The sequence below is a fragment of the Ruegeria sp. AD11(2025) genome, from assembly GCF_056542405.1.
The window spans coordinates 26,425-50,694 of sequence record NZ_JBQFZU010000030.1 but is presented as its reverse complement, the minus strand read 5'-3'; the positions used below and the strand labels follow the sequence as shown (position 1 = coordinate 50,694).

24 protein-coding genes, 1 tRNA gene and 1 pseudogene are annotated in these 24,270 nt (G+C 57.7%); 19 read left to right on the top strand and 7 right to left on the bottom strand.

Features of this window, described 5'->3' with window-relative positions:
• Window positions 1-548 precede the first annotated feature (548 nt).
• The 5 genes from ACR1XY_RS20610 (at window position 549) to ACR1XY_RS20590 (ending at window position 4,673) form a co-directional block, all read left to right on the top strand.
• The gene (locus ACR1XY_RS20610) at window positions 549-1,520 is read left to right on the top strand and encodes a DNA cytosine methyltransferase (protein ID WP_480595985.1); all 972 of its coding nucleotides are present in this window, start codon (window positions 549-551) and stop codon (window positions 1,518-1,520) included.
• Complete coding sequence (locus ACR1XY_RS20605; protein ID WP_421596672.1) at window positions 1,520-2,365, top strand: NgoMIV family type II restriction endonuclease; 846 nt, start codon at window positions 1,520-1,522, stop codon at window positions 2,363-2,365. Before ACR1XY_RS20610 ends, ACR1XY_RS20605 begins: the two co-directional genes overlap by 1 nt.
• Window positions 2,366-2,561: 196 nt before the next feature.
• On the top strand, window positions 2,562-3,344 hold the full coding sequence (locus tag ACR1XY_RS20600) for a dCTP deaminase domain-containing protein (RefSeq protein ID WP_480595981.1): 783 nt from the start codon (window positions 2,562-2,564) through the stop codon (window positions 3,342-3,344).
• Window positions 3,344-3,697: a MazG nucleotide pyrophosphohydrolase domain-containing protein gene (locus ACR1XY_RS20595; RefSeq protein ID WP_480595979.1), complete on the top strand. Its 354-nt coding sequence runs from the start codon at window positions 3,344-3,346 to the stop codon at window positions 3,695-3,697. Before ACR1XY_RS20600 ends, ACR1XY_RS20595 begins: the two co-directional genes overlap by 1 nt.
• Window positions 3,666-4,673, top strand: coding sequence for an oxidoreductase (locus ACR1XY_RS20590; RefSeq protein ID WP_480595977.1), 1,008 nt, complete (start codon window positions 3,666-3,668; stop codon window positions 4,671-4,673). The genes ACR1XY_RS20595 and ACR1XY_RS20590 overlap by 32 nt, the downstream gene beginning before the upstream one ends.
• Before the next feature lie 355 nt (window positions 4,674-5,028).
• On the opposite strand, the gene ACR1XY_RS20585 is transcribed toward ACR1XY_RS20590, so the two are convergent.
• The 4 genes from ACR1XY_RS20585 to ACR1XY_RS20570 form a co-directional block, all read right to left on the bottom strand.
• Window positions 5,029-5,105: transfer RNA gene (locus ACR1XY_RS20585), tRNA-Arg, on the bottom strand.
• 64 nt (window positions 5,106-5,169) lie between these two features.
• Window positions 5,170-6,552: an ATP-binding protein gene (locus tag ACR1XY_RS20580; RefSeq protein ID WP_480595975.1), complete on the bottom strand. Its 1,383-nt coding sequence runs from the start codon at window positions 6,550-6,552 to the stop codon at window positions 5,170-5,172.
• An 18-nt stretch (window positions 6,553-6,570) separates the two neighbouring features.
• On the bottom strand, window positions 6,571-7,989 hold the full coding sequence (locus tag ACR1XY_RS20575) for a dihydrolipoyl dehydrogenase family protein (RefSeq protein ID WP_480595973.1): 1,419 nt from the start codon (window positions 7,987-7,989) through the stop codon (window positions 6,571-6,573).
• Between the two features lie 4 nt (window positions 7,990-7,993).
• Entirely contained in the window at window positions 7,994-8,725 is a 732-nt protein-coding gene (locus tag ACR1XY_RS20570) for a TVP38/TMEM64 family protein (RefSeq protein ID WP_480595971.1), read from the bottom strand.
• Window positions 8,726-9,021: 296 nt separating this feature from the next.
• On the opposite strand from ACR1XY_RS20570, the gene rpmH reads away from it, so the two are divergent.
• From rpmH to ACR1XY_RS20515, 11 genes are all read left to right on the top strand, one after another.
• A complete protein-coding gene (gene rpmH, locus ACR1XY_RS20565; RefSeq protein WP_005980833.1) occupies window positions 9,022-9,156 on the top strand; it encodes a 50S ribosomal protein L34 in 135 nt (44 codons plus the stop codon).
• Window positions 9,157-9,181: 25 nt separating this feature from the next.
• Window positions 9,182-9,607 (top strand): ribonuclease P protein component, encoded by a 426-nt coding sequence (rnpA, locus tag ACR1XY_RS20560; RefSeq protein WP_480595969.1) that lies wholly within the window; start codon window positions 9,182-9,184, stop codon window positions 9,605-9,607.
• The gene (gene yidD / locus ACR1XY_RS20555) at window positions 9,604-9,846 is read left to right on the top strand and encodes a membrane protein insertion efficiency factor YidD (protein ID WP_480595967.1); all 243 of its coding nucleotides are present in this window, start codon (window positions 9,604-9,606) and stop codon (window positions 9,844-9,846) included. The genes rnpA and yidD overlap by 4 nt, the downstream gene beginning before the upstream one ends.
• A gap of 67 nt (window positions 9,847-9,913) precedes the next feature.
• Window positions 9,914-11,530, top strand: coding sequence for an acyl-CoA dehydrogenase family protein (locus ACR1XY_RS20550; RefSeq protein WP_480595965.1), 1,617 nt, complete (start codon window positions 9,914-9,916; stop codon window positions 11,528-11,530).
• Between the two features lie 44 nt (window positions 11,531-11,574).
• Complete coding sequence (gene ttcA, locus ACR1XY_RS20545) at window positions 11,575-12,468, top strand: tRNA 2-thiocytidine(32) synthetase TtcA (protein WP_480595963.1); 894 nt, start codon at window positions 11,575-11,577, stop codon at window positions 12,466-12,468.
• A 72-nt stretch (window positions 12,469-12,540) separates the two neighbouring features.
• On the top strand, window positions 12,541-14,076 hold the full coding sequence (locus tag ACR1XY_RS20540) for a putative bifunctional diguanylate cyclase/phosphodiesterase (protein WP_480595961.1): 1,536 nt from the start codon (window positions 12,541-12,543) through the stop codon (window positions 14,074-14,076).
• 123 nt (window positions 14,077-14,199) lie between these two features.
• Window positions 14,200-16,029 (top strand): membrane protein insertase YidC, encoded by a 1,830-nt coding sequence (yidC, locus tag ACR1XY_RS20535; RefSeq protein ID WP_480595959.1) that lies wholly within the window; start codon window positions 14,200-14,202, stop codon window positions 16,027-16,029.
• Window positions 16,026-16,763 carry an MOSC domain-containing protein gene (locus ACR1XY_RS20530; RefSeq protein WP_480595957.1) on the top strand — a complete coding sequence of 246 codons (738 nt, stop codon included), beginning with the start codon at window positions 16,026-16,028 and terminating at the stop codon, window positions 16,761-16,763. Before yidC ends, ACR1XY_RS20530 begins: the two co-directional genes overlap by 4 nt.
• Window positions 16,760-17,413: a ribosome biogenesis GTP-binding protein YihA/YsxC gene (gene yihA, locus ACR1XY_RS20525; protein ID WP_480595955.1), complete on the top strand. Its 654-nt coding sequence runs from the start codon at window positions 16,760-16,762 to the stop codon at window positions 17,411-17,413. The genes ACR1XY_RS20530 and yihA overlap by 4 nt, the downstream gene beginning before the upstream one ends.
• A complete protein-coding gene (locus tag ACR1XY_RS20520) occupies window positions 17,410-17,778 on the top strand; it encodes a DUF2946 domain-containing protein (RefSeq protein WP_480595953.1) in 369 nt (122 codons plus the stop codon). The genes yihA and ACR1XY_RS20520 overlap by 4 nt, the downstream gene beginning before the upstream one ends.
• Window positions 17,779-17,844: 66 nt before the next feature.
• The gene (locus ACR1XY_RS20515) at window positions 17,845-19,248 is read left to right on the top strand and encodes a PepSY-associated TM helix domain-containing protein (protein ID WP_480595951.1); all 1,404 of its coding nucleotides are present in this window, start codon (window positions 17,845-17,847) and stop codon (window positions 19,246-19,248) included.
• Between the two features lie 72 nt (window positions 19,249-19,320).
• Here ACR1XY_RS20515 and ACR1XY_RS20510 read toward each other — a convergent pair.
• Window positions 19,321-19,892: pseudogene (locus tag ACR1XY_RS20510) on the bottom strand (SDR family oxidoreductase).
• 117 nt (window positions 19,893-20,009) lie between these two features.
• Here ACR1XY_RS20510 and argB point away from each other — a divergent pair.
• Genes argB through ACR1XY_RS20495 form a run of 3 tightly spaced genes read left to right on the top strand, consistent with a single transcriptional unit; the run spans window position 20,010 to window position 22,064 of the window.
• Window positions 20,010-20,873: an acetylglutamate kinase gene (gene argB / locus ACR1XY_RS20505; RefSeq protein ID WP_480595949.1), complete on the top strand. Its 864-nt coding sequence runs from the start codon at window positions 20,010-20,012 to the stop codon at window positions 20,871-20,873.
• Between the two features lie 19 nt (window positions 20,874-20,892).
• Complete coding sequence (locus ACR1XY_RS20500; RefSeq protein ID WP_480595947.1) at window positions 20,893-21,570, top strand: ferredoxin; 678 nt, start codon at window positions 20,893-20,895, stop codon at window positions 21,568-21,570.
• Window positions 21,567-22,064, top strand: coding sequence for a SixA phosphatase family protein (locus tag ACR1XY_RS20495; protein WP_480595945.1), 498 nt, complete (start codon window positions 21,567-21,569; stop codon window positions 22,062-22,064). The genes ACR1XY_RS20500 and ACR1XY_RS20495 overlap by 4 nt, the downstream gene beginning before the upstream one ends.
• A 45-nt stretch (window positions 22,065-22,109) precedes the next feature.
• Here the strand turns inward: ACR1XY_RS20495 and ACR1XY_RS20490 are convergent, their stop codons facing one another.
• Both ACR1XY_RS20490 and ACR1XY_RS20485 read right to left on the bottom strand, forming a co-directional pair.
• The gene (locus tag ACR1XY_RS20490; protein ID WP_302477163.1) at window positions 22,110-22,901 is read right to left on the bottom strand and encodes an amino acid ABC transporter ATP-binding protein; all 792 of its coding nucleotides are present in this window, start codon (window positions 22,899-22,901) and stop codon (window positions 22,110-22,112) included.
• Between the two features lie 12 nt (window positions 22,902-22,913).
• Window positions 22,914-24,269: an amino acid ABC transporter permease gene (locus tag ACR1XY_RS20485; RefSeq protein ID WP_480595943.1), complete on the bottom strand. Its 1,356-nt coding sequence runs from the start codon at window positions 24,267-24,269 to the stop codon at window positions 22,914-22,916.
• Window position 24,270: the final 1 nt, after the last annotated feature.

Here is a 24,270-nt window from a genome sequence, read left to right as displayed (position 1 = left end):
CGACCCGCTACGACAGGTGCCCGAAGGTCTTCCTGTCAGCCATCGCCCTCGCAGCACTCGTCATCTATTGGCTATGAGTCCTGACCCTAGTAGCAAGGCGCCAACATCCAAAGAACTACGATGTTGACGCCAGGATACAGATCGAGACGAAAGAGTTTCGTTCGATGGATGACTCACAAAAGGTACGGATCTCTAGGAGTCCGTTGTCACACGGAGAGATGGCGTCTCTGATCCAAACGGCTGTCGAGCTTCACTCTCGGGCGATGGATCAAGCGAAGGACCGGCGTTGGTGGTTGCCCGTTCTGACCGCGTTCATTGGAGCTGCTTCGGGTATCGCAGGCACTCTTTTGGGAGTGGTACTCACATAGCTGTCAAAATGCAGGGGGTGGTCGTAACGCATTCACGTCATCCCGCTGGGCTCAACTTGTTACTTCTTCTGCAACCACTTTCGTAGAACATATAGAGAACTGCGGACTTGTGAGAATCCATATCTGGTGTCTTCCATGACTATCCCTACAAGGGTATGGTGCAAAAAAATGAGGCGATTGATGCAGACGAATCTTACATCTATTGAACTTTGCGCCGGTGCAGGCGGTCAGGCTCTTGGCATGGAACGTGCCGGATTCAGCCATCAAGCGCTTGTTGAGATTGACAATCATTGCCGCAACACCTTGTTGCTCAATCGTCCGTCGTGGAACGTCGTAGATGGTGAACAGGCCGATTTAGCTAATTTTGATGGCCGCCCTTATGAGGGCATCGATGTGTTGGCCGGCGGTCTGCCATGCCCGCCTTTTTCCGTGGCCGGCAAACAGCTAGGACACGCCGATGAGCGTAATCTTTTTCCTGATGCTTTGCGTCTAGTTGATGAAATCAGACCACAGGCTGTTATGATTGAGAACGTACGCGGATTTCTTGACGCCGTGTTTGCAGACTACCGCCAAAAGCTCAAACGACAACTTAGCAAGCTAGGCTATAAAGCTGACTGGCATCTCTTCAACGCATCTGACTTTGGTGTACCGCAGCTGCGACCGCGTGTAGTAATCGTCGCCTTGCGAAAAGACTTCTCTGAGCATTTCTCTTGGCCAGTTTCATCTTGCAATTCGCCTGCGACAGTTGGTGAAACTCTGCATGATCTTATGGCTGAGAATGGTTGGAGAGGAGCCACACGTTGGAGCAAGCAGGCCGATGATATTGCCCCGACTATTGTTGGAGGTTCGAAGAAACATGGCGGCCCTGACCTTGGGCCAACGCGAGCAAAGCGAGCTTGGGCAACACTCGGGGTTGACGGCATGGGTATTGCGAATGAAGCCCCAGAACGTGACTTTGTAGGTATGCCCCGACTTACGGTGCCCATGGTGGCACGATTGCAAGGCTTCAGCGATGACTGGCGCTTCTCCGGCAAAAAAACACCCGCCTATCGGCAGGTGGGCAACGCGTTCCCGCCACCAGTAGCTGAAGCTGTCGCGTTCAAAATCCGAGAAGCGATTTCAGCCCGCAAATCCGTTCGGGTTGTTGCCTAATGAGCGTCGCATGGCTCACAAAGGCACGGCGCGAGTTCCACGCGACCCTTCTTGGGGGCATCTTAACCAAAAGCGCAGCTGGCATCCCTAGCAATGCTGACAAAGCCTCTAAACCCAGCAGAGAAATCGCTGGCTCTATTCTAGATCAGCTCGGACCAGCCAAAACCGCACTAAAGCTTCCCGGTCAGACAGCTGGCGCAGATTTTGAAGGTGTGTGTGCAAGTTTTGTGCGCGTGTGCTTCGAGCGAATGCAGCATCTCCGCCCTGGCTCCTTTACTGTTACAAAAGGCGGCGGCATCGCAATGTTCGATCAGTATGCCCACCTGGATGATCTTGAAGCTATCGCCAAAGCCAATCGAGAGATCGCCACGGCCATTGGCTCCGACTATCTAATCAAACCCGATATTGTCGTAGCACGAGCGCCCGAGGCAGATGGGGCCATCAATGCGAAAGGCGCATTGGTTGACACTGGCACAGCACGACTTTCGAGCTTGCGTGCGGTCAATCAGCCTCTTGAAATCCTTCATGCCTCAATCAGTTGCAAATGGACACTGCGAAGTGACCGTGCGCAGAATGCCCGGTCTGAAGGTCTCAACTTGGTTCGAAACCGCAAAGGAAGGCTACCACATATCGCAGTTATCACTGGAGAACCGACACCTGGCCGAGTGGCATCTTTAGCGCTCGGAACCGGCGATATTGATTGCGTTTATCACTTCGCTCTCTACGAGCTTCGCAAAGCTCTGGTAGATCAGGGTCGCGATGAAACGCTCGAACTGTTGGATACTATGGTCGAGGGCAAGCGCCTAAGAGACATCTCCGACTTGCCATTAGATCTAGTAACTTAGGCACTACAATAAGGTTTGAGATACGGTAGAAACTCGTCTCACACAGTTCGGCAACGAATCCCAGCTTTTCAGGTCCAAGGCCACTCCAGCTTTAATGTCAGGTGAACCGAAAGCGGTAGGCTGGTCCAAAATCAGCGCGTGGAGCCAGATCCACTGAGCGAAAACACTTATTAGAGAATTCGAAAGTTAGGGCGCAATGGCAACACTGAGCAATGTAGATCTAGAAAAAGAAATTGGAGCTGGAAGACTACTTACTGGCACTGATGATAAGATGGTTGAAGGTTCCAGCTATCAACTACGGCTCGGCAACGTCTACTATGATCTGTCAGAGAATGGGAAGCGTTTTGAGCTCGCCGACGGCGAAACGATACTCATCAAGCCAGGACATAGGGTCGTTTTGATCACTAAAGAGGAGTTCGATGTTCCTGCGAACATAGTATCCCGAGTAGTCAGCAAAGGATCACTGTTCAGTATTGGGCTTAGCCCTGTCGCTACCTACGCAGACCCGGGCTTCTCTGGCAACCTCGGCATAGTCACGCAGAATTTCAGCAATAGTTATATTCAGCTTTCCCAGGGCGAGCCAATCGCGAAGGCCGATTTTAGCAACCTAAGCAATCCGGCAACCAAACTCTATAAGGGTCAACACGGATTCCAAGCCGAGATTTGGCCGATCAAAACCCATCTGCAAAAAACGCACAGTGAAGTCGCAAATGACGATCGTGTATTTTCGGAAAAGGACGAGGCGTTGGCGCTTTTGCCAGAGGCAACAAAGGTGATAATCCGAAGACTCGAAGGAAGAGTGCTTTGGTTGTTGGCATTGCTCGTGCTAGCGATTGGCATCAATGGGGTCGCACTCTACCTAGTAGAAACCGAGAGCGAACTCCTTGATGATTTCTACGGCGTTTTGGGCAGTCTGATAGCGTCTGGCATTGTCGCGGTTCTTGCCCTGGTGGTCGGATTTCTTGGGAGGACGAAGTAATGGAGCTTGCGAAGATCGTCGCTCGTCAGATGGCAGCGGATGTTAAGCGCGGATTTTCGGAAGAATTGCAAACGGATGCGGATCGGCTTGCCCAACTCACCAGAGACACGGTTGGCCTTGTCGGCGAGGTTGGCGAGTTCGCTAACTTGCTAAAAAAAGTGGAATTGGCGTTCCGTGTTGATGGTTACGAAGGGTATTCACTTGAAATTGCATCTGCGGACCTCCGAGAAGAACTCGCGGATGCAATGATCTACATCATCCGACTATCAAACGTTCTGGGAGGCGATATCGAAAACGACCTACTGGAGAAAATGGCGAAGAATGATGAACGCTACCGCCATCTTGAAGAATAAACGTGTTTTCTTTCTCGGTGTGAATACTGGCTTCGTCCAAGACGGGCTGCCAGACAATCAGTTCATAGATTTCTACAGGGAAAGAAGTTCCGCCCATTTATACTGCGCGATCTTGGGCAACATTGTGATTCCTGGAGGCTTTGGGACTAATGATCAAACGCCTACGCTGTCGACGCATTCTCGATGGGCTGCGATAGCAGAAGCTATTTCGTCAGAGGGAACCGCACCTGGAATCCAACTTGCCACCACGTGGCCAAGCTATATCGGTCAAAGAAAATTTGTAGTCAGAGAGCCCAGTGAAACGATCAAAGCTGCGCGTCAGCTACTTTCAATGATGACACGAGATGACATCGACAGTGTCATGGATGGGTTTCGTGCAGCTGCCCAAATGGCGGTTACACACGGATATCAACACATACAAATTCATGCTGCACACGGATATCTTCCTTGCTTGCTATTGGACAAAGACCTGAACCCTCTTGCACCATATGTAAAAGACGAGATGGCTGAATTGGCTAGCTTCTTACGGTCCCAAAAGGTCGAAACATCGGTGCGCTGGTCAATTCGCACGGGTGACTCCGAGTTTGATCAAAGGGGAATCGAAGAAAGCGTTGGCAATGTTTCTTCACTTCAGTTCGATTTCGTCGATCTTTCTTCCGGCCACTACAACATAGACAAAAGACTCATCTACCCTTCCACAGACTACTTTCTTTCCCAGAGGCACCATGACAGTTTGGAGATCGCAAATAAATTTCCGGAGCAGCGCTTCATCCTTTCAGGTCGGGTTTCGGCCTTTCTAGGGGATCTGCCTAACAATGTTGAGGTTGGCCTCTGTCGCGATCTAATTGCCAACCCAAGGTTCTTGACTGAATTGACCGATGGGTGTCGAAACCGGGGAAAGTGCCATTACCACTCTAGAGGCCTTGATCGGCTATCATGCCCAACATGGAGCGAGAGCTCTAGGAGAGAAGCATGAAGCAGCCGTTTTCCCAACAGGTCCGTATCCGATAGCCACAAGAAATTGTGCCAGAATTACGTAAACTATTTGGGTCGGGCAAAGTAATAGCAGTGGTGGTAAGACTATACTAACGCCGTGAATGTCCGTTATGCCGACGCGACTGCAGCATCTGAAACCTCGGAGTGGCTGTTTGGGACCGACCCGAGTTCATAAAAACGCAGCCAGAGCGAACCACCTATTTCCAGTTGAATTCCGGTATTCGACTTCAGCGATGGACACACGGCAAAGCAACGAAAAAATGGGGCGCTATCTACAATGGAACGACTATGGGTACCAAACGGCAAAACTATGTGTCGTCCCACAATGAAACCAGTGGCGGACCGAGGAGGATTCGAACCCCCGACCCCTTGATTCGTAGTCAAGTACTCTATCCAGCTGAGCTATCGGTCCGCGTTGGTGAGGCGCTATGTAGACCTACCTCCGGGCACGTGCAAGTCGATTCTTGAAAAATGTTCTAAAAAGTCACGTCACCCTGCGGCAGGCGGATTTCAAAGGTTGTTCCCTCAGGTCCGGTCTCGGCCAGAACAAGGTCTCCACCATGTCCGCGCACCAGTTCTTGCGAGATTGCCAGACCAAGGCCCGACCCCCCTTTGCGCACCCCGCCCTGAAACGGCGTGAAAAGGTTCTCGCGCGCTTTGGGCGGCAAGCCCGGGCCGTTATCCTTAATCTCGACGCACCAGTCATTCTCGTGAACACATCCTGCGATCGTGATCTTGCCCGGCTTGCCCGACGCCACCAACGCCTGACGGGCATTGCGCACAAGGTTCATCATCACGCGGAACATCTGTTCCGGGTCTGCGCGGGCGATCAGATCCTCCGGCACTTCGTTGACGATCTCGACGCAGGCATCGGCCACGGCCAGTCTTTCGCTGGCGGCTACATCCTCGGCCACGTCTCGCAGGGGCACCATGGTAAGGGTCGGCGCAGGTTCTTCGGCGCGGCCAAAGGCCAGCGTACTCTCGCACAGGGACACGGCCCGGGTGATCGAGTTCACCAACTTCGGGGCCATACGCCGCACCAGCGGGTCGTCACTGGCCTCGATCCGGTCAGTGAAAAGCTGTGCCGAAGTCAGGATGTTGCGCAGATCGTGGCTGACCTTGGCCACAGCTCCGCCCAGCTGTGCGAGACGTTCACGTTGCTTCAAAGCCTGCGTCAATTCGGTCTGCAGCTGTTGCAGGGCCTCTTCCGCCTCGCGCAGTTCGGTCACTTTGGAATTGGGAGAGATAATTCCCCGTGCGTCCTCGGGTGCACCCGCATAGCGCTGCATATAGCCCACAACTCCCTTGATGGGCTTCACCAGAACAACCCGAACGGCCAGAAACAGGAAAAACGCGGTGATGATCGAAATGACAAATGACAGGCCCAGGATGCGCAGCCCATAATCCGTCATCGCCATGCGCAGGGGTTCGGTGTCTGTGGTGACCTCGATCAGCAACCCCGCCCCTTTGACAGGCTCACCGATCACGCGAATGACCTCATTTTCCGGCGTGAACAGACGCGTGACGGCATCCCTAATCAATATCCAAGGCCCCGCATCGCGCAGGTCGTAGGTTCTGGTGATCGGCTCGGGAATCGGGGAAGACAACATCAACTGCCGTACCTCATCCCGCCGCAGCACTACGTTATAGACCCCGGCATTGGCCAGCAGTTCGGCTTCAAGATCATCGGCCAGCATGTCATCGGCCAGCAGAGCCAATGACGCGATCTGGGCGCGCTCAAGCCGGTTCAGCAGGAAATCTTCGCGAAAACGCGCAATCGAGGGCACAAAGATCAGAACCTCGGCCAACATCACGAAGACCGTCGTCAGGATCAGAAATCGGCCCGACAGCGAGTTCACTAAGCTCTCCTTTTCCGGTCAGGGCATCCAGCGCTGGACGAACCGGACCACCCGTTTAACCATTTGATTCTCAAATAGCCTTGGCGAGAAATAGGCACCCGCCACCCTTTTGTTAAGCTCTCCGATCGTCGGATAAGGCGAAACCATTGCAGCGATCTGCCCCATCTTCAGGTTATTGGCCAAGACCAGCGACCACAAGTTGATCAATTCGCCCGCCTGATGCCCAACGATTGTGGTCCCGACTGGGCGGCCTTTTACGACCATGACCTTAATGAAGCCGTTCGTCTTGCGTTCCGAAATGGCGCGGTCGTTATGGTGATAGTCAAAGCGTACGATCTCGAGTTTGTCGCCGTGCTGGTCGCGCGCCTGCGCCTCGGTCAGGCCAATCTGCGCCAGTTCGGGATCAGTATAGGTGGCCCAAGGGATATGTGCTGTTTTCGCCTTTGACGGCAGTCCAAACAGGGCCGATCGGATGATAATCCCGGCGTGATATCCGGCCACATGGGTAAATTGCATCCCACCTGTAACGTCACCGATGGCGTAGACCTTCCGGTTCGTCGTCCGCAGCGTCTCATCCACCTTGATCCCGGTTCGGGTAGGTTCGATCCCCGCGGCCTTCAGGTTCAAACGGTCGGTATTGGCCTTGCGTCCGGCCGCCAGCAGCAGATGCGAGCCGGTATAGATGTCGCCATTCTCGGTTACGACCTCGACCAGGCTCTTATTGTTGCGAATTTGGGCAACCATTGCCTTTTCGTGAATCGCCACACCTTCGGCCCGCAGCGTGTCCAGCACAATCTCGGCCGCTTCGGGGTCGTCTTTGCCCAGCGCCTGCAAGCCCTCGATCACCGTCACCTCGCTGCCCAACCGGATATGGGCCTGCGCCATCTCCATGCCGATGGGGCCACCACCAATAATCAGCAGATGCTCCGGTTTTTCGCGCAGGTCGAAGATGGTTTCGTTGGTATAGTACGGCACCTGATCCAACCCGGGGATCGGTGGAACCAGAGGCGACGAGCCCGTCGCAATCACCACGCGTCGTGCAGTGATCAAGTTCTCACCCGCTTGCACCTGGGTCGGAGAGACAAAGCTGCCAAATTCCCGGATCACCCGGACTCCGAACCCTTCGAACCGCTCCTGACTGTCCATCGGCTCGATCTGGGCGATCACGTCATACACGTGGTCCTTGGCGGCGGCGTAGTCGACTTGAGGGACTACATCCGCCACGCCCAGCGCGGCGGAATGCGCCTGCCCATAAGCCGCTTTTCCACTGGCGATCAGCGCCTTGGAGGGAACGCAGCCGAAGTTCAGGCAATCGCCGCCCATCTTGTGGCCTTCCAGCAGAATGACATCCGCCCCCATCTGGCTGGCCCCGGCCGCCACGGACAGACCGCCCGACCCGGCCCCGATCACCAGGATATCCGTTTTCAGGTCTCGCATGAGTTCAGGCGCCCTTTTTGCCACGCAGGACTTTGATGACTATCGGCAGAGCAGCCAGCACACACAAGCCGATGATTGGGCCGATGACGAAGGGCTCCCACAGCAGCGAGACATCCGGTGTCTCGCCCCGGTCGAACACACCGCCCAACCCGACACCGATCCACGTGTAGACGATGCCGCCCGGAATGATGCCCAGCGCGGTGGTAATCAGAAAGTTGCGGAACTTCACCCCCACCAACGCAGGAACTAGATTGGCCACAAAGAACGGCACTACCGGCACAAGGCGCAGCAGAAACAGGACCGAGATTTCGTTCTCACGCAGGCCTTCTTTCAGCTTTTTGATCGTCCCTTCAGAGGATTCCAACCGTGCGGTCAGGGATTTGCCTAGGCCCCAACGCGCCGCCAGAAAAATGGTCGAAGCGCCGATAGTGGCGGCAAAGACGTTGAAGACGGTGCCCGCAAACAGGCCGAACAGGAACCCTCCGGTCATCGAGGCAACAGCGGCCCCCGGCAGCGAAAAGGCCACAATCACGATATAAACCGTGATGAATACGGCTGCCATCACCCAATAGTGCGAGTCGCGCAACGCCAGCAGTGCCTCGCGATTGTCGCGCAGTGTCTCGAAAGTAAGGTAGTCGCCCAAGGTGAAGAACCCCACCGCGGCAACAGTGAGAATCACCAGCAACGGGATATGGCGCGCAAGCCCGCTGCGCGGTGCCTGAGTTGTATCGCTCATGAGGCTGTCCGGTTTTGTTCGTTTCATTCTGTCCCCAACATGCGCCGCCCAAGGCCCGCGCAACAGGGACTTCACGCGGCCTTGATGTTTACGGCAGGGAATGTGAGTGTTTGGGGTCTAAAACCACGATTTTGAAACCTTTTGCCCGACCCGGTTACAGAATTGTTGCAAAAGGCGTCAAAACTCACACCTAGGGGTTTGACTTACCCCCCGCTTCCCAGTAGAGGACGGGCTTCGAACACTAGGGCCAGGCGAATCCGCGCCGCACCCCACCGCTATAGATTGGAGACGGAGCGATGAAACGCACCTATCAGCCTTCGAACCTGGTTCGCAAACGCCGCCACGGTTTCCGCGCGCGCATGGCCACCAAGGCCGGCCGCAAAATCCTGAACGCGCGCCGCGCACGTGGCCGCAAGTCGCTGAGCGCGTAAACCGCTCACCGATCAGGTTATGAACATGACGCCGCCGGAGGCCCCTGTGGATGGTAAGAACCAGCCCGGGGAAACGCCCCCGGCGGCGTCCGTTTGCGCACCTGAAACTTTGACCGTTCTCAAGAAACGGTCAGATTTCCTGAAAGCCGCCCGCGCGCGTCGGCAGGGCACCTCATCGATGATGGTACAGGCCCGCAGGCGCGCCGCGGACGAAGCGCCGGGGATTCGTGTCGGTTTCACCTGTTCCAAGAAAGTCGGCAATGCTGTGGCCCGTAACCGCGCCAAGCGGCGTCTACGCGAGGCCGCCCGCGCCGTGCTGCCTGCGCAAGGACAGGACGGATGGGACTACGTTTTGATCGGCCGCGCTGAGGTCACTGCAAAACGCCCGTTCGACGCCCTTCTCGATGACCTGCGATATGCCCTGCGCAAAGTGCACGGGCCGAGGGAATGAATCTGCTGGCGCATATCCTTGCCTTGCCTGTCCGGGCCTATCGGCTGGTGTTCAGCCCTTGGGTTGGGTTCAACTGCCGCTATCAGCCCACATGCTCGGCCTATGCCCTGGAGGCGCTGGAAAAACACGGGGCCATCAAAGGTGCATGGCTGGCGGCCCGGCGGATCGGGCGCTGCCATCCGTGGGGTGGTGACGGGTACGATCCGGTGCCCGAGTGCAAATGCGAAGATTCCGCGTGACCCCCGGTCAGACTTGACCCATCAAAATCCGCGCTAAACACTTGGATCCACACAGCCCGAGGTCCAGATGACATCCGACGCGCACCAAAAGCTGCCCACGCATGAGGTCCTGAATCAACCGCCAATGCGCGGGGATTGCGACCTTTGGGCCGCCGACCCGGTGCTGCGCAATGCGGTTGGCTTCGCTGCAGGCCGCACCGCGCCTCTGGAGGTATATGGCGAGCACTTGGGACGCGCTGAGACCCGCGAGTTGGGCCGCGTCGCAAACCAGCATCCGCCAGAACCACTGTTGTTCGACTCAGGCGGCAGGCGTTTGGACGAAGTTCGCTTTCACCCCGCCTACCATCAAATGATGCAGATAAGCCAATGCGCCGGATACGCCGCCCAGCCATGGGACGGGCAGCCGGGTGGCCATACTACTCATGCCTCGATGATCTATATGGCCAGTCAGGTCGAACCGGGGCACTGCTGCCCGTTGACCATGACCTATGCGGCCTATCCGGTGCTGGACGTGAACACGGATATAGCCGCAATCTGGCAACCAAAGCTGACGGCACGTACATACGACCCGGCTACAAAACCAATCACGCAGAAAACCAGTGCCACGCTGGGCATGGCGATGACCGAGAAACAGGGCGGCTCGGACCTGCGCGCCAATACCACCACGGCCACGCGGGATGGCGATCACTGGCACTTGCGCGGGCACAAGTGGTTTTGCTCGGCCCCGATGTCGGACGGATTTCTGACGCTGGCGCAGACCCCGGGCGGACTGACCTGTTTCCTTGTCCCCCGTTGGCTGGAGGGTGCGCGCAACGCTATTCACCTGATGCGACTGAAGGACAAGCTGGGCAACAGGTCCAATGCCTCGGCTGAAATCGAATACCACGACGCACTGGCCTATCAACTGGGCGACGAGGGCGCTGGTGTGCACACGATCATCGAAATGGTGCACCATACGCGGCTGGATACGGCCATGGCCCCCGCGGGTCTGATGCGTGCCGCTTTGGCCGAGGCGCATCACTGGGTTACCCATCGCAGTGCCTTTCAGCGTCGGTTGATCGACCAGCCGCTGATGCGTGCGGTTCTGGCGGATCTGGTGCTGGACTGGGAAGGCGCGCTGACACTGGGGATGCGCGTAGCACAGGCGTTCGACGGCCAGGCCCCCGAGGACAAGGCATTTGCCCGGATCAGTGTCGCTCTGGCCAAGTTCCTGAACAACAAGCTTTGCCCCGTGGTCGTGGCCGAAGCAATGGAAGTGTTGGGTGGTATGGGTTATGTCGAGGATACCCCCCTGCCCCTGCTTTATCGTGAGGCCCCCCTGAACGGCATCTGGGAGGGGTCGGGCAATGTGATCTGCCTCGACATCTTGCGCACTCTTACCCGCGAGCCGCTGGCCGTTGATGTGTTGCAAACGGAACTGGACGCCGCAACGGGTGCGGACCGCGCCTATGACGCAGCCCTGAAGGCACATCGCGACCGATGGCCCAACCTACCCCCCGAGGCCGAGGCGCGCTGGTTTGCCGAACGCACGGCGCTGCTGCTCACGGCCTCACAACTTCTGCGCAATGCCCCCGGCGCGGTTGCCGATGGGTTCATAAGCACGCGTCTTTCGGGCGACAGCGGGCGCATCCCCGGGTCGGTGACCGGGCTGGACACAGGCGCGCTACTGGCCCGCCTCGGCTGACCGGTCCCCTTGCCCGGTTGCGTCAACTGCTGTAGGGGCTGCGCATGTTTGACGAAGCTGACGATATCCATCCGCTCTTTGCCGGCGCGCCCTCGACCACTGAGTTCAAGAAGCTGCGCAAACGCATCGTGCGCCAGACCCGCGAAGCCATTGAGCAATACGGGATGGTGGACCCGTCCGCCCATGACAAAGACGGCAAGCCGCCCCGCTGGCTGGTGTGCCTGTCGGGCGGCAAGGACAGCTATACCCTGCTGGCGGTCCTTTATGAGCTGAAATGGCGCGGGTTGCTACCGGTTGATCTGTTGGCCTGCAATCTGGATCAGGGTCAGCCCGGATTTCCGGCCACTGTCCTGCCCGAGTTTCTGGAACGCATGGGTGTACCCCACCGCATCGAATATCAGGACACCTATTCCGTTGTGATGGACAAGGTTCCGCAGGGCCGCACCTTTTGCGCGCTGTGTTCCCGCCTGCGCCGGGGCAACCTGTACCGGATCGCGCGCGAGGAAGGCTGCAGCGCCGTAGTTCTGGGCCATCACAGGGACGATATCCTTGAGACGTTCTTCATGAACCTGTTCCACGGCGGACGTCTGGCGACGATGCCACCGAAATTGGTGAACGAAGAAGGCGACCTATTCGTCTTCCGCCCGCTGGCCCACGTGGCCGAGGCCGATTGCGCGAAATTCGCCACCTCGATGAACTACCCCATTATCCCCTGCGACCTGTGCGGAAGTCAGGACGGGCTGCAGCGCCAACAGGTCAAGCAGATTCTGGATCAGTGGGAAAAGAACAGCCCCGGCCGGCGTCAGGTGATGTTTCGGGCCCTGACCAACGCGCGGCCCTCGCATTTGCTGGACCCGAAACTGTTCGATTTCCAGGCGCTCGCGCTAAACCCCGGCGAAAAAGACGAAAATTCGGGTGAAATTCCACTGTTGCGTTAACGTCTGACTCAGATTGGTTTTCTACGGTTGCCCAATACGTGCTATGCCTAAACGTAGGGGCCCAGAAAACCGATGTGGAAACGTTTCTCCGTTGAACGCGTTCTCGATGCTCTAACTTCCATTCTGAGCGGACCTGCCGCTTTGGCTTTTGTCCCAGCGATCAGCCTGGCGGCTTTCTGGATCGGCGGGGAACGGGCATTGGTGGTTGCCGCCCTATGCCTGCCGCTGGTTTTCCTGGGTGCCGCCACATTTGACGCCCGCTCCGACCAGCGGCGCAACGCGCCCGGCGGCATGATGGCCATTGACGCCTTTGCCGCAGAAATGGAAAGAATTTTTAAAACATTCGCGCCCGGGGGGGCAGATTCAGCCTGCATCCTCGTTGCGCTGGACGACTATTCAGATTTTCTGGATTTGCACGGCAACGCCGCGGCCGATCATCTGGCCGACCAATTTAGCCGCCGCATCCTCTCGGTCATACGCACGCAGGATATCGTGACCCGCCTGGACCAGAACAAGACCGCAATTGGCCTGCAACCTTCGCGGCAACTGGATCTTGAGGCCTGCATTCAGATGGCCGGACGCATTCAGGCCGTTGTTGAGGAGCCTTTCACACTCAACGGTACAGGAGTGTATGTGTCCTGCTCGATCGGATTCAGCCAGCTTTCCAGCGCCGCTGATGGCCAGTACGAAGACTGGATCGACACCGCCTCGGCCGCTTTGGGCGAAGCGCAAAGAAACGGACCGTCAACCATTCGCGCCTTTTCCAGCGAAACGCAGCGTCGTTCGCGCATTCGTGCCAATCTGCGCAAAGAGTTCGAAACGGCGCTGGACAACGGTGAAATCCGCCCTTGGTACCAGCCTCAGATTTCGACCAACACGGGGCGCGTGACCGGGTTCGAGGCGCTGGCCCGCTGGGAACATCCTCAAAAAGGGGTGTTGAGCCCACAGGTGTTCCTACCCTTCGCCGAACAGGCCGAGTTGATGGAGAAACTTGGACAGGCGATGCGGCATCACGCCTTTGCTGCCATGCGCGATTGGGATCGTGCCGGGATAGTGGTGCCCCGGATCGGTGTGAATTTCTCATCCGACGAACTGCGCGACCCGGTCCTGATCGACCGACTGAAATGGGAACTGGACCAGAATGACCTGACGCCCGACCGCCTAGCGGTTGAGATTCTGGAAACCGTGTTCTCGCGGCGACCCGACGATGTGATCACCCGCAACGTGACGAGCATGTCCAAACTTGGATGTTGCATTGATCTGGATGATTTCGGCACTGGGCATGCCTCGATTGCATCGATCAAGCGCTTTAATGTCTCGCGGATCAAAATCGACCGGTCCTTTGTCGCCAAAGCGGATCGTGACGCCAGCCAGCAGCAGTTGGTAAGCGCCATCCTGACCATGTCCGAGCGCCTGAATGTCGAAACGCTGGCCGAAGGGGTTGAAACTCAGGGCGAACATGCCCTGATGGCCCAACTGGGATGCGATCATGTTCAGGGCTTCGGGATTGGCAAACCGATGCCGTTTGAAAAGACGCTGGACTGGGTTGCCGCACATCAGAACAAAGTCAACGGAGTGCCGAAAATCGGGCGCAGAACTGGCCCGTAATCGAAGATTTCCACCACAGAAACGCGATCCGTGACGAATTAACAAGCGATTCCGCTTGACCTTTGGGCCAGCACTCTGTTGAACCCACCGGGTGTGTTTCACTGCTTAAGGTGGCTGTCCCCGATGGACGATCAGAACAAGAATCTCATCCTTGCAACCGCGCTCAGCTTTCTCGTGATCCTTGTTTGGTTCGTGCTGTTCCCTCCGCCGGAACAAGAGCTCGCACCAGATCAGGCCGAGGTTACCGCTGTCGACGGCAGTGAGATTCAAACGCCCAACGCTGCGGGCACCAGCACCGTCGGTGAAGCGACAACTGCCGCCGAAGAAACCCTGCCCGAAGAACAGGCCCAACGGGTCGAGATCGACACCCCTCGCCTGAAGGGCAGTCTGTCGCTGTCGGGCGGTCGGATCGACGAGTTGTTTCTGAAGGACTACAAGGTCTCGATCAAAGAAGGCGCACCGATTGTCGAGCTTCTGTCTCCGGTCGGATCGGATTCGGCTTATTACGCTCTCTATGGCTGGGCTCCGGGTGCTGGAGTGGCCGGCGCCGACGTACCGGGCCCGAACACTCTTTGGACTGTGGAACAGGGTGAGACGCTGGGGGTCGACACACCGATCACCCTGAATTGGGACAACGGCAAAGGGCTGACCTTCCGCCGCACGATCTCGGTTGACGAGGACTATATGTTCACGGTCAACCAGTCCGTCGAAAACAACAGCCAGGCCGCGGTTGGAATGGCCCCCTATGGTATTCTGGCCCGCCACGGCATTGGTGAGGACGGCGACCTGCCCGACCTGAAGAACTTCTTCATCCTGCATGAAGGCGTTATTGGCATGGCCGATGGAACACTGGCCGAGATCGACTACGGCGATGTCCGCGATTTCGACATCGACCCCAACGAACGGGCGCAGGCCGAGGTTTATCAGGTCAAGGAAGACGGCTGGATCGGCTTTACCGACCACTATTGGATGACCACGCTGATCCCCGAACCCGGGACCGCGTTCAAGGCCGCCGCGAAATACGACGCGCGCCGCAAGATCTATCAGACCGAAACGGTTCTGCCGACGGTAACTGTTGCCCCCGGTGCGACCGAAGAGGTCACCACTCAGTTGTTCGCCGGTGCCAAGGAATGGGAAACCATCCGTGAATATCAAGCGGAAGGTGTCCAGAAGTTCATCGACAGCATCGACTGGGGCTGGTTCTTCTTCCTGACCAAGCCGATCTTCTGGCTGCTGCACAACATCAATGCCCTGATCGGCAACATGGGCTGGTCCATTATCGGCCTGACCCTGATCATCAAGGCCATCCTGTTCCCGCTAGCGTTCAAGTCCTATGTCTCGATGGCGAAGATGAAGGAACTCCAGCCGCAGATGGAGGCTTTGAAAGAGGCCGCTGGTGACGACCGTCAGAAGATGCAGCAGGGCATGATGGAGCTGTACAAGAAGGAAAAGGTGAACCCGGCTGCGGGCTGTCTGCCGATCCTGATGCAGATTCCGATCTTCTTCTCGCTGTACAAGGTGATCTTCGTCACCATCGAACTGCGTCAGGCCCCGTGGTTTGGCCCGTTCCAGGACCTGAGCGCGCCGGACCCGACCTCGATCATGAACCTGTTCGGCCTGCTGCCTTTTGCCGGTCCGCAGCCCGACAGCCTCATGGCGCTGATCTTCATCGGTATCCTGCCGCTGTTGCTGGGTATCTCGATGTGGCTTCAACAAAAGCTGAACCCGGCACCAACCGACCCGACGCAGGCGATGATCTTTGCCTGGATGCCGTGGGTGTTCATGTTTATGCTGGGCAGCTTTGCCAGCGGGCTGGTGGTTTACTGGATCGCGAACAACACGATTACGTTCACTCAGCAGTACCTGATCATGCGCAGCCAGGGTTACAAACCGGACGTGTTCGGCAACATTAAGTCTGGCTTCAAGCGCCCGCCGAAAACGGATGACAAATGACAGCTGAAGTGATCCAGCTTTGGCGACATCCGATCAAAAGCCATGGTCGTGAAGCCGTCGAAACCGTATCTGTGATCCCCGGGCAGACTATGCCCGGGGATCGTGTTTGGGCGGTTGCGCATGAGGCGTCCAAGGCGGACGGCTCGGAATGGGTGCCGTGCGCCAATTTCAGCCGGGGCGCAAAAGCGCCGCAGTTGATGGCAATCTCAACGCTGTCCAACGGTGAAACCCTGACGTTGTCCCACCCGGACCGCCCGGACCTGACCTTTGCCCCGGACAGCGAGCAGCAGGCGTTTCTGGACTGGGTCAAACCTCTGATGCCTTCAGACCGGGCCGCCTCGGCGCGGATCATCCGGGTTCCGGGGCGCGGCATGACCGACAGCGATTTTCCCTCAATCAGCCTGTGCAACATGTCGTCTCACCGCGCAGTTGGACAAAAACTGGGGCAGGACCTTTCAATCCACCGCTGGCGCGGTAACATCTGGTTCGATGGAATGCCGCTGTGGGAGGAATTCGAATGGCTGGACCGCGAAGTTCGCATCGGCGGGGCGGTGTTCCGCGTCCGTGAACGCATCACGCGCTGTCTGGCAACAACGGCAAACCCGGAAACAGGCCTGCGCGATGCAGATACTCTGGACGCGTTGGAAACCTGGGGACACAAGAATTTTGGCGTCTATGCCGAGGTTCTCAAAGGTGGCGAAATCTCCGTTGGCGACAAGGTGGAACCGCTATGAGTACACTCCCCTTCCCCCTGGCGAAAGACCCGGACGAGTTCGCGTCGGAGCGTGGTCGTAAACTGTTTGCAGGCGAGTCCGAATTCGTCAAAGGTGTGGTTGCAATGAACGGCCTGCCCGCGCCCGACCGGCTGGAGGTCTGCTTTGCGGGCCGCTCAAACGTGGGGAAATCCAGCCTGATCAATGCGCTGACCGGCACCAAGGGGCTGGCACGCGCCTCGAATACGCCGGGCCGTACCCAAGAAATCAACTTCTTCACCCAAGGCCCCGAACTGTATCTGGTTGACCTGCCCGGTTATGGCTATGCCAACGCGCCGGTGAAGGTGGTGGAGAAGTGGCAACGGCTGTTGAAACAGTACCTGAGTGGTCGTCAGACCCTGCGCCGGGCCTTTGTCCTGATTGACTCGCGCCATGGAGTGAAACCGGTCGATGCCGAGATCATGAAGCTGTTGGATACCAGCGCCGTGACCTTTCAATGCGTGATGACCAAGGCCGACAAGGTCAAGGCCAAGGATCGCGAAAAGGTGTTGGAGCAGGTGCGTGGCGCGCTGTCTAAACACCCTGCGGCCTTTCCGGAAATCGTGCTGACCTCGTCTGAAAAAGGCGATGGCATTCCGACACTACGCTCGATCATCGCGCATCTGGAATGAGCCTGCCGGTTCGCCTCTTCGCCTTGTTGACCACGCTGGCGGTGTTGCTGACCGGCACGATCCCACAGGGTTGGATGCCAACCAAGGGCGATGACGGCAGAATGCTGCTGGTGCTGTGTACCGGCGAAGGGACAGTCGAACAATGGGTCGATCTGGGCCCGGACGATCCCATCCATGACAATGGTGACCAGCGCATCATGTGCCCTTTTGCGGGCCTGACTGCGGATGTAGATCTGCTCCCGGTCGGAGCAATCTTGCCTATTGGCACCTTGATCCAACCCCGCTGGCCACACCGCGACTTCACTCACCGCAGTGCCGGATTCCATTCCCGGTATGATGCAAGGGCCCCACCTGTCTTCTCCTGATTCATTTCAAATCATGAAAGCCTGCGCAGGCGCTGCGCGGGGCAATTTTCGAATCCGGAGAACACTATGGCACTGGATAGCCAAACCCTGGGGGAAACCCCGGCGCAGACCACTGCTGCGCAAAAATTCTATTTCGCCGCCTGGCGGTGGCATTTCTACGCGGGGATTTTCGTCATCCCCTTCCTGCTAATTCTGGCCGTCACCGGCTTGATTATGATGTTCATTACGCAGTTTGACGGGCGAGACGGTGAAAAGATCGCGGTCGAGGTTCAGGGCGCGGCCCTGACCGCCTCACAACAGGCCGAGGTCGCTCTGACAGAGGTTCCGGGCACCGTCGTTGAATGGATCGGTCCGAAGGCCGCTGATCTGGCCACCGTCTTCCGTATCAAGACCGAAGCGGGTCAGCGTCTTGTGGCCGTCGACCCCTATGCCGGAGAGGTTCTGCAGGTCTGGGATCGCCGCGCAGGGTGGTACGATCTGGCGGACAACATCCACTCGACCCTGCTAATCGGCACGACAGGGGACCGCATTCTTGAGATCGCCGCAGGGCTGAGCCTGCTACTGGTCTTCACCGGCCTTTACATGTGGTGGCCGCGCGACAACGCCATTGCGGCCTTAGTGCCCAACCTGCGCGCGCGGGGCCGCGCCCTGTGGAAATCCCTGCACGTCGTGACCGGATTTTGGATGTCGCTGCTTCTGGTGTTTTTCCTGATCTCGGGCCTGTCCTGGGCGGGCGTCTGGGGCGGGATGATCGTCCAGCCTTGGAGCAGCTTTCCGGCTGAGAAATGGGACAACGTGCCCCTCTCGGACGAAACCCATGCCAGTATGAACCACGGCCACCAGAACGATGTCCCCTGGGCGCTGGAGCAGACACCGATGCCCGCCTCGGGTTCTGAAGCCGGGATCGAAGGCGTTCCGCAGGGCACTTCGGTGAATATCGACGCGCTTGTGGCATTGGGAACCACTCTGGATATGACCGGGCGGTTCCGCGTGGCATATCCCGGTGGCGGAACCGGGGTCTGGACCCTGAACCGGGACAGCATGAGCAGTGACTCGACCGATCCGGTCAATGATCGAACCATCCATGTGGACCAGTACACTGGAAAAATCCTGGCTGACGTCCGGTATCAGGATTATTCGCTGATGGGTAAATCCATGGCCCTTGGCATTCCATTCCACATGGGCCTGATAGGCATGTGGAACTTTATCCTGAATCTGGTGTTCTGCCTGTCGGTGATCTTTGTCTGCGTCTCGGGGGTGGTCATGTGGATCAAGCGCCGCCCGCAACGCGCAGGGCGTCTGGCCGCGCCACCGATGCCAGCGGAGTTGCCCTTGTGGAAAGGGGCCGTTCTGATTGGGCTGTTCACCGCGATGGCCTTCCCTCTGGTCGGTCTTACATTGTTGGCCGTGCTGCTTTTCGACCTACTGGTGGTCAGCAATATCCCGGCGATGAAACGCGCCCTGAGTTGACGCAATTGGCCGCACCGATCCGTTCGGTGCGGTCATTTCCGCGATCCGGTCTCGGCACAACCTTCCAAAGGTCTAAACGTGATGCGCCCTATTCACCTCGATTTCCGCACTGGAAATACACGAACCTTCCTGAGAAGGCTCGAAGTAGATCGCGGCTGAAACTTCTTGTGACTGCCCCATTCGGCCCAACGGCAGTTTCTCCACCGTTTTATCGGTACCAGGGCTCAGGATTTGAGTTTCAACCTCACCGGGCGCGATGGCGTTCACACGTACACCCCGTGGACCTCAGTCACGTGCCATTTCCCGCATCAGTGCGGCCAGTGCCGCTTTGGATGTAGCGTAGGCAACACCTGCAAATGGATGAACGCGCAAACCTGCAATGGATGTCTCATTTACGAATTATCCATCGGCTGCGGCCAACTCATCTTTCAACCCACGCGCCAGAACACCGACTGAGTTGATCGTGTCGGCCGGATCGCTCAGTTCCAGTTGCACATGGTTTTATTTTCTTGCCACGGACAATCTTCGGGCACAGGAGCACGCGAGCATGTAACAACCCACCAGTCTTCAGCATGGAACCGTCGCACCTTCGCGAAACCCATGCCCCGGCTTGCACCCGTCAAAATAAGAGCTTTTCTCTCCATTCGACGCGTTTCCTGATTCAGGGCGTGCGGACGTACTAGGAGCGCCGAGTGCACTCACAACAGCGATCTTGGCTTATGCGGCCAAAACGCCTAACACGTGGGGAAGAGGACCAATATATGAAGACACGAGATATGAACCGGGACTGGATTGCCACCGCCGCCACTTTGAACAGCGCCTTGCCGTACCTACAGCGCTATGACGGCGCGATAGTCGTCATCAAACTGGGCGGCCACGCCATGGGCAGCGATGAGGCAATGGAGAGCTTTGCCCGCGACGTGGTGCTGATGAGGCAGGTCGGCGTGAACCCGGTGATCGTGCATGGTGGCGGTCCTATGATCAACGCGATGCTCGACCAGTTGGATATCCAGTCCGAATTCGTGAACGGCAAGCGTGTGACAGACAAAGCCACCGTTGAAGTGGTTGAGATGGTCCTGTCCGGCCTTGTGAACAAGCGTATCGTACAGGCGATCAATGGTCAGGGCGGTACAGCCGTAGGGTTGTCCGGTAAGGATGCCAACCTCATGGTTTGCGATCAGGCCGATCCTGCGTTGGGATTTGTCGGCTCTCCGTCCAAAATGAACCCGAGAATCCTGCACGACCTGTTCGCGCATGACGTGATACCCGTGATCGCGCCCCTGGGTGCGGGTACGAATGGCGAAACCTTCAACATCAATGGTGACACTGCTGCCGGGGCCATCGCATCTGCACTCAAGGCTGACCGGCTGCTGCTGCTGACCGACGTGTCAGGCGTCAAAAACGCTGCCGGAGACGTGGTGACCGAATTGAAAGCTGGCCAGATCCGCGAAATGACATTGGACGGCACCATTGCGGGCGGCATGATCCCCAAAACCGAAACCGCGTTGGATGCGCTACACAGCGGCGTTCGCGCGGTGGTAATTCTGGATGGCCGCGCGCCCAACGCTGTGCTGTTGGAGCTTTTCACCGAGCACGGTGCGGGCTCGTTGATCCGGCCAGACTGACAATCGTGGCGGAGGAGACATGACCAGACACCCCCTGACCTCCTCTGCAGACACCTATGACCGTGTCGAGCGGTTCGCTCAGAATGCCGGGCTGATCATCATGGGCGCGTTGCATCCGCGTCTGACCGAAACCAAACAACTGGACGGGGGCACTCTGATCCTGTTGGGCGCGGGACCGGAATTTTGGCCGACCCTGAAAGCCTCTCCTGAATGGACCGGAGACCACCCGGTCGACCGTTGGTCATCGCGCGTGGTCGGAGAAATGGCGCGCGATCTCGGGGCTGTCGCATACTTCCCGTTTGGTGGCCCACCCTACACGCCCTTTATCGATTGGGCGCTGAAATCCGGCCGTACCTTCAGCAGCCCGGTGGGCGCGCTGGTGCATGATACGGTTGGAATGATGATCTCATACCGCGGCGCACTGCATTTCGCCGAAGAATTCACCATCCCCGAAGCCCCCGGTATCTCACCCTGCACCTCCTGCCCGGCCCCCTGCACCAAGACTTGCCCGGTGAGAGCGTTGAACAGCCAGAGCTTCTATGACGTCGATGCCTGCCACGGCCACCTCTCCACTGAGGCGGGGGAAACCTGCATGACCGGCGGCTGCCTTGCGCGGTTGTCCTGCCCGCTCAGCGCGGGTGCCGGGCGCGACCCGGAACAATCCGCCCACCACATGAGAGCATTTCACCCGTTATGACCCGCACCCTGATCTTGATTCGCCACGCGAAGTCCAGTTGGGACAGCCCGGCGCTGAATGATCATGAGCGCCCCCTGAACAAGCGCGGACGCAAATCAGCCCCGGCGATTGCTGGGTGGTTACGTGACAACGGTTGGCTGCCGGATGAGGTGCTGAGCTCAACCTCGGCCCGTACGCGCGAGACCTGGGACAGAATGGGGCTGCAGGCCGATAAGGTTTGCTTCCACCGCACGCTCTATCATGCGGACCCAGAGGACATCCTGATTGATCTGTCAGGTGCCACGGAACCCACGGTGCTGATGCTGGGCCACAACCCCGGCATTGCTGCCTTTGCCGCCCGTATCGTCCGGCAAGCCCCGGATCACCCCCGGTTTCACGACTACCCGACCTGCGCCACGACCGTGATCCAGTTTGACATCGACGATTGGGCACGGGTCCGTTGGCGCAGCGGTTCCGTGCAGGGTTTTGTCATTCCGCGCGAGTTGCTGGAATAAAAAAAGGCGGGGCCAAACCCCGCCTTTTCGTCGAATTTGCTAAGATCAGTGACCCAGAATCTGGCTGAGGAACAGCTTGGTCCGTTCGCTCTGCGGGTTGTTGAAGAACTCTTCCGGTTCGTTCTGTTCCACGATCTGACCGGCATCCATGAAGATCACGCGGTTGGCGACCTGACGGGCAAAACCCATCTCGTGCGTCACACACAGCATGGTCATGCCTTCCTCGGCCAACTCGATCATGGTGTCGAGCACTTCTTTGATCATCTCGGGGTCCAGTGCCGATGTCGGTTCATCGAACAACATGATCCGCGGCATCATGCAGAGCGAGCGGGCAATCGCCACACGCTGCTGCTGACCACCGGATAGCTGACCGGGATATTTGTCGGCCTGCTCAGGGATTTTCACCTTTTCCAGAAAATGCATCGCGCGCTCTTCGGCCTCTTTCTTGGGCGTCTTGCGTACCCAGATCGGGGCCAGCGTGCAGTTTTCCAGAATGGTCAGGTGCGGGAACAGGTTGAAGTGCTGGAACACCATGCCAACCTCGGACCGGATCTTGTCGATGTTTTTCAGGTCATTCGACAGCTCGGTCCCATCCACAATGATCGTACCCTGCTGATGCTCCTCCAGCGCGTTCAGGCAGCGGATCAGGGTGGACTTGCCCGACCCCGATGGGCCCGCGATCACGATCCGCTCGCCCTGGTTGACGGTCAGATTGATGTCGCGCAGCACGTGAAACGACCCGTACCACTTGTTCATGTTGGTGATTTCGATGGCGACCTCGTCGCTCACCTGCATCTTGGAGCGGTCGATTTCGCGTTCAATTGCAAGTTCAGACATGTATTGAACTCCTTAACGATGGCCAGTCTGAAGCTTGCGCTCCAGGTACATGGAATAACGGGACATGGAGAAGCAGACGACGAAGAACAGAACGCCGATAAAGGCAAACAGTTCCCAGTAGACGCCGTTCCAGGCGGTATCGGCGCGGATGCCGTTGGTCAGGCCGATCACGTCGAACAGACCGATGATCGAGACCAGTGTGGTATCCTTGAAAATGCCGATAAAGGTCGACACGATGCCCGGGATCGAGATTTTCAGAGCCTGCGGCATGATGATCAGCCGCTGCGCCTGCCAGTAGTTCAGGCCCAGACTGTCGGCCCCTTCGTACTGACCACGCGGCAGTGCAGCCAGACCACCCCGGATCACCTCGGCCATATAGGCCGCCGAGAACAGGGTCATCATGATCATCACCCTCAGGATGATATCGAAATTGGTGCCCGGCGGCAGGAACAGGTTCAACAGCAGAGATGCCACGAACAGCAGGGTGATCAGCGGCACGCCGCGGATGAACTCAATAAAGCCCACGCACAGATACTTAACGATCATCAGATCCGACTGACGACCCAGCGCCAGAAGGATGCCGATGGGCAACGAGACACCAATGGCCACAACACCCAACAGGATCGCCAGCATAAAGCCACCAAAGTCACGGCTTTCTACTGGGGCAATGCCGATCGGAATGACGGAGTTGATCGCGTCGGCAACCGAACCGGCAGCAAACAACCACCAAAGAACAGGTAGCGCGACCGCAACGATGATCGCTGTCAGTGAACCAGCGACTGGGAGAACAAACTTGTACGCAAGATACCCAATGCCCAGCCCGGCCGCGACCATCAGCGGTCCCCAGATGCTGCCGCCCCACATCAGCCAAGGCAACAGGAACGGATAGGCCGCCGTCACAAATAGCAATTTGCGCGGTACGTTGGTGAACAGCACGGGCGCTATCGCGACAAGCAACAGGATGAAGGTCAGGTTCGGCCGGAAATAGGCGGGCCAGCCGCCGGTTTCGGGTGGGTTAGACCACGTTGCATCCGGATGCGCCGGATAAGGCGGATAGAAACCGTACAGCAATTGCAGCCACCGGTCCTTGATAACGCCCCAGCAGGCATGACCATGCGTATCGCCCCACGTCGCCATCATGATCTCACGGCATTCCGACAGTGAATTGGCGTTCCAAACGGATTCGAACGTCCAAGTCAGGATGTTGGAAAGCACATAATAGATGAAGATCAGCGAGATAACGGTCAGGATCGCGTTAAGCCAGCTTGAGAACAGATTGTGCCGGATCCAGCCCAGTACGCCTACCTCTGAGGCAGGTGGCGCCTGTTCCGGCAACATTTCCGTGCGGACAAATGAAACATCACTCATA

Coding starts and splice junctions, on each gene's coding strand:
- rpmH (WP_005980833.1), top strand. CDS start 9,022: ATGAAACGCACCTATCAGCCTTCGAACCTGGTTCGCAAACGCCGCCAC.
- ACR1XY_RS20515 (WP_480595951.1), top strand. CDS start 17,845: ATGGCACTGGATAGCCAAACCCTGGGGGAAACCCCGGCGCAGACCACT.
- ACR1XY_RS20500 (WP_480595947.1), top strand. CDS start 20,893: ATGACCAGACACCCCCTGACCTCCTCTGCAGACACCTATGACCGTGTC.
- ACR1XY_RS20600 (WP_480595981.1), top strand. CDS start 2,562: ATGGCAACACTGAGCAATGTAGATCTAGAAAAAGAAATTGGAGCTGGA.
- ACR1XY_RS20610 (WP_480595985.1), top strand. CDS start 549: ATGCAGACGAATCTTACATCTATTGAACTTTGCGCCGGTGCAGGCGGT.
- yihA (WP_480595955.1), top strand. CDS start 16,760: ATGAGTACACTCCCCTTCCCCCTGGCGAAAGACCCGGACGAGTTCGCG.
- ttcA (WP_480595963.1), top strand. CDS start 11,575: ATGTTTGACGAAGCTGACGATATCCATCCGCTCTTTGCCGGCGCGCCC.
- ACR1XY_RS20540 (WP_480595961.1), top strand. CDS start 12,541: ATGTGGAAACGTTTCTCCGTTGAACGCGTTCTCGATGCTCTAACTTCC.
- ACR1XY_RS20605 (WP_421596672.1), top strand. CDS start 1,520: ATGAGCGTCGCATGGCTCACAAAGGCACGGCGCGAGTTCCACGCGACC.
- ACR1XY_RS20595 (WP_480595979.1), top strand. CDS start 3,344: ATGGAGCTTGCGAAGATCGTCGCTCGTCAGATGGCAGCGGATGTTAAG.
- ACR1XY_RS20575 (WP_480595973.1), bottom strand. CDS start 7,989: ATGCGAGACCTGAAAACGGATATCCTGGTGATCGGGGCCGGGTCGGGC.
- rnpA (WP_480595969.1), top strand. CDS start 9,182: ATGACGCCGCCGGAGGCCCCTGTGGATGGTAAGAACCAGCCCGGGGAA.
- ACR1XY_RS20570 (WP_480595971.1), bottom strand. CDS start 8,725: ATGAGCGATACAACTCAGGCACCGCGCAGCGGGCTTGCGCGCCATATC.
- ACR1XY_RS20520 (WP_480595953.1), top strand. CDS start 17,410: ATGAGCCTGCCGGTTCGCCTCTTCGCCTTGTTGACCACGCTGGCGGTG.
- ACR1XY_RS20485 (WP_480595943.1), bottom strand. CDS start 24,269: ATGAGTGATGTTTCATTTGTCCGCACGGAAATGTTGCCGGAACAGGCG.
- yidC (WP_480595959.1), top strand. CDS start 14,200: ATGGACGATCAGAACAAGAATCTCATCCTTGCAACCGCGCTCAGCTTT.
- ACR1XY_RS20590 (WP_480595977.1), top strand. CDS start 3,666: ATGATGAACGCTACCGCCATCTTGAAGAATAAACGTGTTTTCTTTCTC.
- ACR1XY_RS20495 (WP_480595945.1), top strand. CDS start 21,567: ATGACCCGCACCCTGATCTTGATTCGCCACGCGAAGTCCAGTTGGGAC.
- argB (WP_480595949.1), top strand. CDS start 20,010: ATGAAGACACGAGATATGAACCGGGACTGGATTGCCACCGCCGCCACT.
- ACR1XY_RS20530 (WP_480595957.1), top strand. CDS start 16,026: ATGACAGCTGAAGTGATCCAGCTTTGGCGACATCCGATCAAAAGCCAT.
- ACR1XY_RS20490 (WP_302477163.1), bottom strand. CDS start 22,901: ATGTCTGAACTTGCAATTGAACGCGAAATCGACCGCTCCAAGATGCAG.
- ACR1XY_RS20550 (WP_480595965.1), top strand. CDS start 9,914: ATGACATCCGACGCGCACCAAAAGCTGCCCACGCATGAGGTCCTGAAT.
- yidD (WP_480595967.1), top strand. CDS start 9,604: ATGAATCTGCTGGCGCATATCCTTGCCTTGCCTGTCCGGGCCTATCGG.